The following is a 12,164-nucleotide window of genomic DNA, read 5'->3' on the forward strand; positions in this document are numbered from 1 at the left end:
CCACCGGCATCACCGAAACCACCGGCATCGCCACCCATAGCATGGTCACCGCCAGCGTCGCCAAAGCCACCGGCATCACCGAAACCACCGGCATCACCGCCAGCGTCGCCAAATCCGCCTGCGTCACCGCCAGCATCGCCAAAGCCGCCTGCATCGCCGAAGCCACCGGCATCACCGCCTGCGTCACCAAAGCCACCGGCGTCACCGCCTGCGTCGCCAAAGCCGCCTGCATCGCCGAAGCCACCAGCATCACCACCGCCGAAGTCACCGCCGGTGTCGATCTGTGATGCGCCTGCCTCGTGCTGATCTAAAGAATTAGACCAGTCATTCATGGCTGCGTTGCTTGCGCTCTTACCTAAGGTTGATGCTGAAGCATTTGTTGCTGCACTATCCCAGGCTTCCTGGGCAGCTGCTTCATCAGGAGATGCTGCCATTGCTGCGGCAGCTGCACCTACTGCACCCGCCCCAACAGCTGCTTTTTTAGCGGCTGCTACCGGGGCTGCGCTGGGCATAACGATTTCATCGTGGAAGTCCTCACCGCCTCCTGCGTGTGAGCTTTCACCGTCGAAACCGCCAAAGCCGCCGTCCATTGGACCGTTATCCATCATTGGACCATCATCAATTGGTGCAGGCTCTGGAGCCGCAGCACGCTTGTTAGCTGCTGAAGATGATGCTTGAGCGCCCTTCTTACTTGCAGCTTCCTCCATGATTGGAGTTGAGGCGAGTAATGATGAGATTTCCATATCATCATCATCAATGAAGCCGCCATCGTCATCATCGAAGGTTGATACTAAATCATGCTGCTTACGTGCACGTGACTTGAAGATAAACAGGCCGATTGATAAGAGCAGAGCCATTACACCAGCGACAAGTAAAATCCAGATAACTGGACCTGACTCAAATGCTGAGTGACCTGAGGCTACTGGTGCACTATCGACAGCAGTTACAGGCTGAGTGCCTACACGGCGGTCGAGCATAGCAACAGAATCAGCAGTTTCCATCTGGATACCACGAATCTGTTCAACTTGCTTGTTGATCTTAGATAAAGATGAACGTAAGTCGTTGTTAGACTGCTGCAGTTCAGAGATAACTTGCTCGTAGTGGTTGATTAACTCACCAACTTCTTCTTTAGCAGTTACAGTTGCAGTGTCCTTAGCAACCTGAGCAGAACGCTTGATGTTCTCATCTAAGCGACGATAAACGTCCTTCTGAGCAGTTTGAATGTTGCGCTCGGTTCTATCAAGCAGGCTTTCGATTGCCTTTAAGTCTAAAGAGCTGCGGCTAATCTCAGGTACGGTCTCCTGAGTACGCTTTGCATTGTCAGCAGCTAATTGCTCATCAGTGAGGATTTCCTTATCAGGATTGTCAGTACCCTCATTTTCATAAGTTAACTTAGGATCGATGTCGCGTAACATGGTCTCACGTGCAACAAAGCTAGGCACGTTCATGTCGTTAGCTGATCCAATTGGAGATGAGGCATTCTGAGCGGTAACAGAGCCAGGAGCTGTATTGTTCTGGGCAGTCATCTGGGTAGGAGCTGCATTAAGCGGAGGTAAGGTGGTAGTACCATTGCTCAGCAGATCAGAACCAGTTTGGGTCTGCTCTAAAGCCATTTGAGAGGCTGCAGGAATGTTGAGTACAGAGCCACGACGGATCTGATTAACATTGCCGTTCTCAAATGAGTTTTGATTATTACGATAGATGGATGCAACAGCCTGGAACTCATTTACATTGTTGTAAGGAGCTGAGTAGCGGTGTGCAATTGACCAAATAGACTCACGAGCGCCAACAGTATGCTGTGCCTGATAAGGCTCTGCGCCCACTGGTGCGCCCACTGGAGCGGTGGCAGTTACAGGTGCTGCCGGAGCTGCAGTTTGAGTAGCTGCAGGGGCCTGTGTCTGTACAGGAGCAGGAGCAACTGCAACTGGCTGAGCAGGACGAACAGGACGGACCTGTCGAGGAGCAGGTGCTGGAGCAGCTTCCTCTTCTGGACCTGTAATACTGATAGAAAACTCTTCTTCAGCATAAACATGGGAAGTAACCGCTAACGTAAGCGCGGCCACCAATGTTAATAAATGCTTATAAAAGCTCATATATACCACCAAAATTCGCATTAAAGTGATGAGTTGCCAATTAACTGACAAGCAAAACTCTCATAACTCTTGCAAATATCGTGCAAACTATACGCAATCCTTTACAGGACAATAGTTTGCGCGGTTACTTAATTGCTAACAGCATATACAAATACTACCGCTTAGCACTTGTATATGCTGTTGTTGAAAACACTTAAAGAAAAGCAAAACCAAGCAAAAACTTAGTTTGTGATCAATAAGAGACTGCCAAACCATCTAAAGATACAGAGTACCTTACAAAGCTGGTTTAAGAACAACAAAGTTCTTAACTATGTGCAAGATGCTGACAGTTAGAAGAAAGGTGGCATAAGTTGATACACGTACTCTACGGGCCTCAATTATGAACTTAACTCTCTCCTAGCGACGGCACCTGGCTCTGATAGTAATAGACGTACTTTCATCTAAAGACAAAAATACCATTCACTATCTTGCTGCAATGCAGCAATTAAGACTAGTCCAATTGAAAGTCACAGGATAACTTAACGTTATTGAATGTAACCTCCAACAGGCGCTAATCCATACTGCACAGGCTTTGATTATACATTTGTAACATGTGCAGTTTTCTATTCTATATGTTTTGCCTTAACTTAGGGCCAATTTGGTTGATATTAGTGATCCTAACGTGACTAAGCCCAAAGTATTTGCAATAAGTGCACTATATGTGCATCAGTTATTTTGGCTACTTAAAGGCGATTATTTACAGCAAATCAGCCTATTTATCGCATTTATTTGCACATGCATGTCAATGCAAACAAAATGTATCTAGCTGCAATGGCTTAAATGCTATGAGTTTGACACCATGTGCTAACGAAGCTCTATATACTCAACATAATCTAGCTACTTAATATCAATAAGCTGAGCTAGCTTCTATCATGGCAACTGATGGGCACATGGAGTTTAAAACTGCTGTACATAAGCATGTATATGCTAAGTACATTGTCATGTGCAGCAGTGTATTAATTGCCTTTGATGTAAATAAGCCGTTTTAAGCAAGCATCTTAAGGATATCTAAAGCTGCAGCGGCCTCGCCTACTGCAGTGTTATCCATAACTGCAGTAAAGTCGAATGAAGCGCGACCTTGCTTACGCACGCGTGAAATATAGACTGCTTTATCAAGCTCTGCACAAGATACTGGAGTTACTAGAGTCTTCTCTTCCATATCCTCTTCTAAGACTAAGTCAGGAGCCTTACGCAGAGCCTCTTTGAACTCATCTACAGAACCATCATACTCAAGCTCAACATGTACCGATAAAGTATGACCGTAGAATGTTGGTACCTGAATGCAGGTAAGTGACATGCCGTCTTTAAAAGGATCAATCACCTCAAAGACTTCCTTCTTCACTTCATCTTCAAGTATGCTTGAACCTTCTTCATTAATATCGCCTACACGAGTGTGGAGATTGAAAGCAAGCTGTGCAGGAAAATCGGTTACGTCAACAGACATACCATTTAAAAGACGGGTGGTCTCAGAGGCTAGAGTTTGAGTACCAAGCTCACCATGCTCTGATACTGAAACTAATGCAGTAATCGCAGCCTTACGCACACCAAACTCGTCGTGCAGTGGGTTTAGAGCTAATACAATCTGAGAGGTAAGGGCAAGAGGAACAGTTGCAAGCTTCTTAGCTCTAACTTCAACAATCTTCTCTGGGTTGATGTCCTTAACGATTGAAGGTATACCCTTAGCACCAGAGAATAGATGGCTGTTATCAATTACCACACAATTAGCAGCTTGGGCTTTTGGAATAAGTCGCTCTGACTCATCCTTGGTGGATAAAAACAGCACTACATCCGCTTTAGCAAAATCAAATTCGTCGACGCACTCAATCTTGTAGTTCTTACCAGACAGAGGCACAGCATCGTACTCTGCAGACAGCGGGCTTAGCGGAAAGAATTCTTCGATAACGATTTTGCCTTGCTCGAGTTCTTCTAAAACTAACTTACCGACAATAGTATCGTAACCGTAAACAGCTAACTTCATATAATTTCCCTAAACTGTCCTTATCGACTTGGTAAATAAGCATAAGGATTAAGTATGTGACACAAATCTCTAGTATATACCCACTGTCAAGCACCATACTCATGTATGCAATCTAAATCCTAAAAGGCCATAGTATAGATGTTTTAGGCTTATGTAGATGAAGGTGAGTTAAGTGGCTTCACTCTACCATCATTCTGAGAAGAGTTTGTATTCGTTTGAGTGGAAATAAAAATAAAGGGCCCAGATGACAAAAGTCAGCTGAGCCCTTTAGATTATGGAGTATTTTAAAACGGTTAATGCTTTGCGCTGCCTACATCACCAACGGAGTGACGAGTTACGTCGAGGTCTTTTGGATCGATGCGTTTTTCATCTAAGTGGAAGAACTGCAGCTCATTTAACAGGGACTGGATTAAGGATACACAGTAAGATGAAACGTCGGCTGCATTACCAGATACATCCACAGACTGCTGAGCCATCTCAGAGATGTGTTGTAAGTTGCCTGAAATTTCAGCAGTTGCCTGAGTTTGCTGGCTTGCAGCATCCGCAATTTCGATAATCTGATTGTTTACATCACGTACAGAATCAGCAATCTCGCCTAAGGTAGACTCAAGCTCACCTGCATTGCTGGCCATAAGTTCAATCTGGTCAACAGAGTTATGCATGGAGTCAGTAGCTGCCTGAGAGTCGTTCTGAATCGACAGCACCATGGCTGAAATTTCTTTGGTGGACTCAGAGGTACGAGATGCAAGAGCACGAACTTCATCAGCAACCACGGCAAAGCCACGACCAGCCTCGCCAGCACGAGCAGCCTCAATAGCAGCGTTGAGTGCCAGTAAGTTGGTTTGAGCAGCAATGTCATCAATGGTGCTAACAATGGAACCAATCTTCTGAGACTGGTCGGCAAGACGGTTAACCTTATCAGCATCGTTACGAGTGAAAGAAGCCATCTCTTTAATATGATTTACAGTTGCACGAACCTTTTCCATACCAGTAACGGTAATTTTGCTTGCGTCAGTGGAGGTCTCTTGTGCACGTAAACAGTTCTTAGCAATGTTACCAGTGGTAGATACTAACTCATCAGCTGCAGCTGCAATCGCAATAGATTGGGACTCTGCTGAAGATGCGCCAGTGTTAATTGCAGATGAGGATTCATTTAAGAGATCTGACTGACTCTCCAGGTGCTTTGAAACTGCAATAGTTCTTGCAACGATATGGTTTAAGGTACCAGCCATCTTGTCAAATGACTTGATGATGCGACCAATTTCGTCGTTGTGAACCTTATTTACATCAACATTAAGTCTAAAGTCACCATTCTCAAGCAGGTTTGCGATACGAACAATTTCCGCAGTGCTGTTGGAGATGTACAGGTAAATAGAGCTAGCAATCGCAATGGAGCTTATTACCACTAAGAGGGTAATGATAGAAGTTATATAAATCAGATGGTCTAAATCAAGCTCAGCAAGCTCAGTTGCAATGTACTTAGTGTAGGATACTACCAGTGCTGCGACGTTAGCGTTGGCTGCAGATGAGTAAGGCAGAATGTCAGACAGGAAAGTTACTTGAGCCTCTTCATACTGACCGGCAAGCAGCTGTCTTTCGAACTTAGAGTTTTCTAATGAGCCAACTAAGGCTTCCATGCTTCTAAGAGTCTTAGCTGCCAACTCTGGCTCAATATCTAAACAAAGATGAGGATTTGCCTCTTTGAGCTCTTTAACAGCTCTGATACCGTCATTGACGATTTGAGGATTAGACTCAACCTGCAGTTTGTGCAGCCAGCTGTGTACAGCATTGTACTTCTTATAAACTTCATAAGTACCTGCCATACCATCATTAACCATATGGAAAACTTCTTTTTCCTGGTTTGTAGTCTTGATCATTGCGTACAGGGCAATAACTGCAATAACTACCGATAACAGGATTACTAAAGAGAATCCTATGTAAAGCTTTCCTTTAAGACTTAAATCTTTCAGCATGAACGTATCCTGTCTTACACACTAACAGAGTAAAACTCTATCAGAATGTACGAGTAAAGACCCCAGATAATGTGAAGCTTCATCGTACTCTACTTAGGAAAAGTACAACTTCGCCTCTTCTCCCCGTCGTAGGCGCTCTTCAGATTAGAGCCTGAAGATCATAGGTAGCCACGACCTACTATACCTTCATGTGATAGTCATCCTGGATTGTCTCCACACTCGAGGATGAACTAAAGACCTAAGCATTCAGCTGCAATTAAAAAATACTAAGGTCATCTTCACGTTTGACAGACCATGAAGTACACAATCAGGTTTCCTATTAGCACATAATAAAGCGCAACTTCACAGCAGCAACTCAAACTCAACCATAGTTGATATGTACTTTAATAGAAAAATGTTTGATTGATTCAAGGTGCCTTATGTAGACAACAAAGCTTGAAAGGATCAAAGGATGACTTATTAAATCATCGTATCTTCTTTCATGGCAAAACATCGATAACGTTATGGTTATCAACGCCTACACGCAAATCCTATCACGATTTCTAATAAATTTTTCTTGCGTTTTGTTGCATTTTGCATATCAAACAGTGCCATTAATATCTAAATAACCCACTAAGATGATTGCCAAATTTTGATAACAAATAATCAACACTTTAACTAAAAGCTTGTACTGCCCGCATTTTTTCGGGATCGGAGTGGCTTGCTCATTTTTAAGTTAAAGATTTTGATTGTCTAACTAAGACAAGTTTGAGTGGCTTTATTTTTTGGTGTGAGTTCCATCAAAGTTTTTGATAAATTTACGCAGCGCACATTAAATGTGCATATACAAGAAAACTTTCAGAGCTAACTGCACGATATGCAAACCTAGATACAACTTTTGCTTCTTAGTAACTTAGTTAAAAGTTAATGTTTACCATGCATATTTGATCGAGCAGTTGATCTCTAGATAAGCATTGACATTCTTCACTTTCTTGCCGACTAGTATACTAGTAGACACCATCCCGCCCCATATTATTAAACATAATTAAGCACCCCCAACTGTTAATACTGTATAAATGAGTGCTGCTTTCAACACCCAATATTTGTGTACATTGCCACCTTTATACTTCATTAAGAATGATAAGCCCCCTCATACAATGTAGGCGTTATATCTGCCTGCACATTACAGATTAATGGAGTCTGCAGGCATATCCTTTGATGGAGTTCACTTTTATTTGTGCATTTATGTGTCTTAGATGTCCACCGTCTATGTGCGAACCATCTGTATAAACATCTACATACCAGAGCAGCTTACATTGCAATAACTAAATAGCTAAATAGAGCTGAACTTAGTTCACTAATCATCGAGCAGCTAAATAGAGCTGAACTTAGTGGACTAATCATCGAGCAGCTAAATAGAGCTGAATTTGGTTCACTAATCATCGAGCAGCTAAATAGAGCTGAACTTAGTGCACTAATCATCGAGCAGCCAAATAAGTGGCTTGAATTTTTGTCTTGTATAAAAGCAAAAGGCCTTCCAAACTTGCATCTGGAAGGCCTTTTAATAATCTAACTTGCTTTATCAGGCTGAGGAGCTAGGAACATAGCTGTTGCTATGCCTTGCCTGATTTAAAGTTTATGCGTTAGTTAAGTTTTCTAAGTTTTCTTGAGCTTGGGCTGCAGACTTTTCAATCGCCTTGGCAACGTCAGCATCAATACGCTTGAAGTTTAAGTCACGCTTGTCAATCTGAGACTCGTCAATAGTGAAGAAGTCGAGCTCATCAAGCAGACCATTAATCAGGTTGGTACAGTAATCAGCAACGTTAGCTGCATTAGAAGCAACGTCTACAGACTGCTGAGCCATCTCAGAGATACCCTGCATGTTGTTAGAGATTTCGCTAGTAGCGTTAATCTGCTCTTCAGCTGCAGTAGAAATCTGAATAATCTGATCGTTGGCGTTATTAACAGCATCACGAATGTTAGACAGAGTGTTCTCTAAGTCAGAAGCTTCCTCAGCAACAGAGTTCATCTGTTCAACAGACTCATTCATAGATGAGGTAGCCTGCTCGGAGTCAGCCTTAACACCAGCAACCATTGCAATAATTTCTTTAGTTGATGCAGCGGTACGAGATGCCAGTGCACGAACTTCATCCGCAACCACGGCAAAGCCACGACCTGCCTCACCAGCACGAGCAGCCTCAATAGCAGCGTTCAGTGCAAGTAAGTTAGTCTGAGCGGCAATATCCTCAATGGTACCAACGATAGAACCAATCTTCTGTGACTGCTCAGCAAGGCGAATAACCTTAGAAGCGTCCTCACGAGAGGTCTCTGCCTGCTCCTTAATACGGATAACAGTGGCTCTAACCTTATCTACACCATTGTTAGTCTCAACACGCGCAACCTCTGAAGTGCTCTGAGCGTTGTGACAGTTCTTAGCAATATCAGCAGTAGTTGATACCATCTCATCAGATGCAGCTGCAACAGTAAGAGCACGAGTCTCAGCTTCCTTAGCACCAGAGATAACGGCTACAGAAGCAGTATTTAAGGTCTGTGAGCTAGTTCTTAAAGCATCAGAAATAGCAATGGTACGTGCAATAGCACGGTTTAAAGTGAAAGCGGTCTCTTTAAATGTAGTAAAGATGTCACCGATTTCATCCTTGTGTAACTTGCTCTCGTCGAACTTGATCTTGAAATTACCGCTCTTAATACGCTCTGCAGCGTCTTTAATGCCTAAAGTGCTTTCAACAATGTAGCTGTACAGTACATAGGCAATGAACAGAGCTAGAATGGTACCGCCAATTGCAACTACGAGAGTGATGTACAAATACTCAGTCATATCAAGCTCGACTACCATGTGGTTTACATCATTGGTATAGCTGTAGATGAGCTTAGAAAGATTGGTATTAGAAGCTGACAGTGAAGGTAAAACTTCAACTAAGAAGACTTTATCGGCCTCTTTATATTGGCCCTCCATTACTAAAGTCTTGAAACGGCTGTTTTGCAGCACATCAACTAAAGTACGTAATGACTGACGAGTATCGTTAGTCAGATCAACATACTTGTGGGTTGGCAGAGTATCAATAACACGCTCGAGGCTCTTAACATAATCAAAACCTTCAGAAACCATCTTGGCATCTGGGTTAGCCTGTAAAATGTGTAACCAGCGGTGAACGGAATTGTATGACTTATGCACATCGAAGATAGCGGCGATGTCTTTAGTTACTAAGACACGAACATCGTTACCTACTCTAGAAGCACTCATAATTGAGAAAACAGCAATGCTAGCCACGGTTAACGCAATCAAAATAACAAAGCCGAATCCCGATAGCATCTTACCTTTTATGCTCAGGTTCTTGAACATAAGAAAAGCTCCTCAAAGAACGAAAAATACTGAATCTAAAAAAGAAACAGCACCCGTTTGATACTTATGTCTGTTACAAACTAATAGCACGAGACAATAATCTCATGCATTCAAATAACCATATATGGCATATCTAAATATCAAGCAATATATAAATCATCTACACTTGGATGTTTAAATACTTGGACACAATAGACATTATCATCGCATAGTATGGTTATAAAAACTCTCATACACTTCACGTAATAGCTAAAAAAGCTACGGATAACTGTTACCTTGGATAATACCAATTAAGCTACGTATTACTCAACTTAATGTACCATTGCATGGATAAATCATGAGTAAAAGCAAAAATGCAAGTTCAGGCATAAGCATGTATGAACGTTTTACCTAAACTTACATTTATATTAACAATGGATGTTTAGTGTACAACAGTAAGCGCATATTCTGCCAGTTATATAGACTGACTAGGGTATGGATTTTAGCGAACTTTAGTAACTTATAATACAAGCTACATCACAACTTCAAACTAGTTTACACGCCAAACATCGCAATATAGCTCTTGATACAACGTAACCTAATCAACGTAATGTACAAATTTGCAGCCTTTCCACCTTAGTAACAAGCTTGCTCTATGTCTCAAAACAAGTATATCCATAAGAGTCAAAAAGTCGCTTAAACAAGCATAGCAATTAGTCCTTTACATTGGATCCACGTGAACAACAAGACTCAACAAACTGCTAAAAACATTATTGAATTTGTTGAGTCAACACTACACTATGCTCTTAACTAGAAAAAGTGTAAAGTTCATTGCATATTTTGAATCTACAAAATCACTGACTATTCAATACCGCCATCATTTTTGCACCACAGGAGTGCAAAATAGCTTTAAAGGCATGGACAATCATAGTTGCTAGCTAAGTCCAACGTGATCCATATTAGATCGTTTTAACCATCACTAGATACACTCTTGCTTGCCACTGAGAGAAAGTCAAAACAAGGCCTTATCTGTTGATTTACAGCTTATTATGCTAAAAGAATACCGAAATAATGATTATGAGTGAGTTACAGATCACAAGATCACACTAATTTATACCTGTCTATACCATGCGATCACAAGATCACCACCGTTGTTTGCAGAGCCATCTACTAAAACTAAGAGAAAAACGCTCAGCAGCGGCACTCTTGCTTAAACAGACTCAAAAGCTCAGCTGATACTAGCTTCATATAAGGCACAAAGATCACAGCCTAAATTGAATATAAGAACAAGCTACGTACTAAGATCATAGGCATATAGGATCTTAAGATCACAGCCATCACAAGGGCCAAGACTTATTGGCAATTGCGGCAATAAATGTAGAGTGAATTGCAAATGTCAGGCTTAAACGCTAGGCTAGTTTGTCTGAAGGCTTGCTTAGATGCTGTTTGTGTAAGGTCTTTCTAAAGACACTACTGACTACCCCAAAAATCTCAAAGTTTGGCCTGCCATCATCAAAGTAGCTAACGTAGTTATTCAAGCCCTGTTCATGCTTAAGCAATGCATCTTCAAAAAAGGCAAACTTACGCAAGGAAAACTTGCCATTCACCTTCACCGCTACTATTTGTCCAGGCTCAGCAATAATGTCTCGACGTATCACCAGAAAGTCTCCTTTAAAGATACCCTCATCTTTAAATGAATCTGATCCCATCCTAAAGACAAAACTGTACGGCGCATTAAGATCAAGTACTTCGTTAAGGTCAATTCCCTTAACCTCGCTATCTCCATTAATAGGATCGTCTTTGTACTCTTGGTATAACATGTGACCCAATCTAGCTCTCCTAATTAATGGTTCCCTTTAGACGACAAACGTTAAGTAGTGCTGCGTGACGCTTCTAGTGCAGGCTAAATGGCCTAAACAACCATCCTGAGTAAATCTCATTTAGATGCGATTTTTGAGGCTGTTTTTGCACAGTTTAGTTTGTATTGTTCTCTTGCATGGTACAATATAAAGTTAAATCCAATGACTTGTGCCTTCATAGCCAAGTCTTAAACTTTTGCGCCAACTTAATTGTATTGTACAAGCAGTTATGTGTTGTAGCTAACAACTTAACTGACCATAACTTGCTTTGTTTACTGTAAGTAACTACATATTACTTATACATGCCAAATAAATGAGCACTCTCTTACTTATGTTTGTGTTCACATGCTCTAGTGCTTATCGCTCTAGAAATGGCGCAGGCTAGTCTTTCGTAGTTTCATTTAGGACTCAAGATGCAACAATTTACCTATACCATCAAAGATCGTGACGGCATTCATGCACGTCCAGCTGGTGCACTGATTAAAGAAGCCAAGTCCTTCAAGAGCAAGATCACCATCGACGCCCATGGCAAGACTGCCGATTTAAAGGGCGGTATCTTTGCGCTCATGGGCTTAGGTATTCGTTGCGGCTGGGAAGTTACCGTCACCATCGAAGGTGAGGATGAGGAAGTTGCAGCAGCTAAGCTTCAAGAGCTCTTTGCTTCCACCATCTAACTAAAAGACGCTCTCTTAGCGCACCATGTCATCTCACATGCGCACTCTTTTTTTAGGTCACTCTTAACTTGCTTAAGAGTGGCCTTAGCCTTTCTTACAACCTACCTATATCTGCAAAGTTTACTTTTGCCACTCTCTTTGCTTTCCTGTTCCAATAAAGTTGTTCAAAGTTACACATCCTTATTGGACTTATCCGCACTCTGTTGACGGCATAGGTGGTTAGTATCCT

6 protein-coding genes are annotated in these 12,164 nt (G+C 42.1%); 1 reads left to right on the forward strand and 5 read right to left on the reverse strand.

Annotated elements, in window-relative coordinates:
* The 5 genes from H524_RS16755 to H524_RS16770 all read right to left on the reverse strand — a co-directional run.
* A partial coding sequence (locus H524_RS16755) for a FimV/HubP family polar landmark protein (RefSeq protein ID WP_052339063.1) occupies positions 1 to 2,093 on the reverse strand: 2,093 nt, incomplete at its 3' end.
* A gap of 1,024 nt (positions 2,094 to 3,117) precedes the next feature.
* Entirely contained in the window at positions 3,118 to 4,110 is a 993-nt protein-coding gene (locus tag H524_RS0110805) for an Asd/ArgC dimerization domain-containing protein (RefSeq protein WP_027940230.1), read from the reverse strand.
* Positions 4,111 to 4,403: 293 nt separating this feature from the next.
* Positions 4,404 to 6,083 carry a methyl-accepting chemotaxis protein gene (locus H524_RS16760; protein ID WP_052339064.1) on the reverse strand — a complete coding sequence of 560 codons (1,680 nt, stop codon included), beginning with the start codon at positions 6,081 to 6,083 and terminating at the stop codon, positions 4,404 to 4,406.
* A gap of 1,615 nt (positions 6,084 to 7,698) precedes the next feature.
* On the reverse strand, positions 7,699 to 9,423 hold the full coding sequence (locus tag H524_RS17890; RefSeq protein WP_052339065.1) for a methyl-accepting chemotaxis protein: 1,725 nt from the start codon (positions 9,421 to 9,423) through the stop codon (positions 7,699 to 7,701).
* A gap of 1,388 nt (positions 9,424 to 10,811) precedes the next feature.
* Positions 10,812 to 11,222: a LexA family protein gene (locus H524_RS16770; protein ID WP_052339066.1), complete on the reverse strand. Its 411-nt coding sequence runs from the start codon at positions 11,220 to 11,222 to the stop codon at positions 10,812 to 10,814.
* Positions 11,223 to 11,674: 452 nt separating this feature from the next.
* Here H524_RS16770 and H524_RS0110830 point away from each other — a divergent pair, with 452 nt between their 5' ends.
* The gene (locus H524_RS0110830) at positions 11,675 to 11,935 is read left to right on the forward strand and encodes an HPr family phosphocarrier protein (RefSeq protein WP_027940231.1); all 261 of its coding nucleotides are present in this window, start codon (positions 11,675 to 11,677) and stop codon (positions 11,933 to 11,935) included.
* The last annotated feature ends 229 nt before the right edge of the window (positions 11,936 to 12,164 follow it).

The sequence above is a fragment of the Anaerobiospirillum succiniciproducens DSM 6400 genome (assembly GCF_000482845.1).
GTDB lineage: Bacteria > Pseudomonadota > Gammaproteobacteria > Enterobacterales > Succinivibrionaceae > Anaerobiospirillum > Anaerobiospirillum succiniciproducens.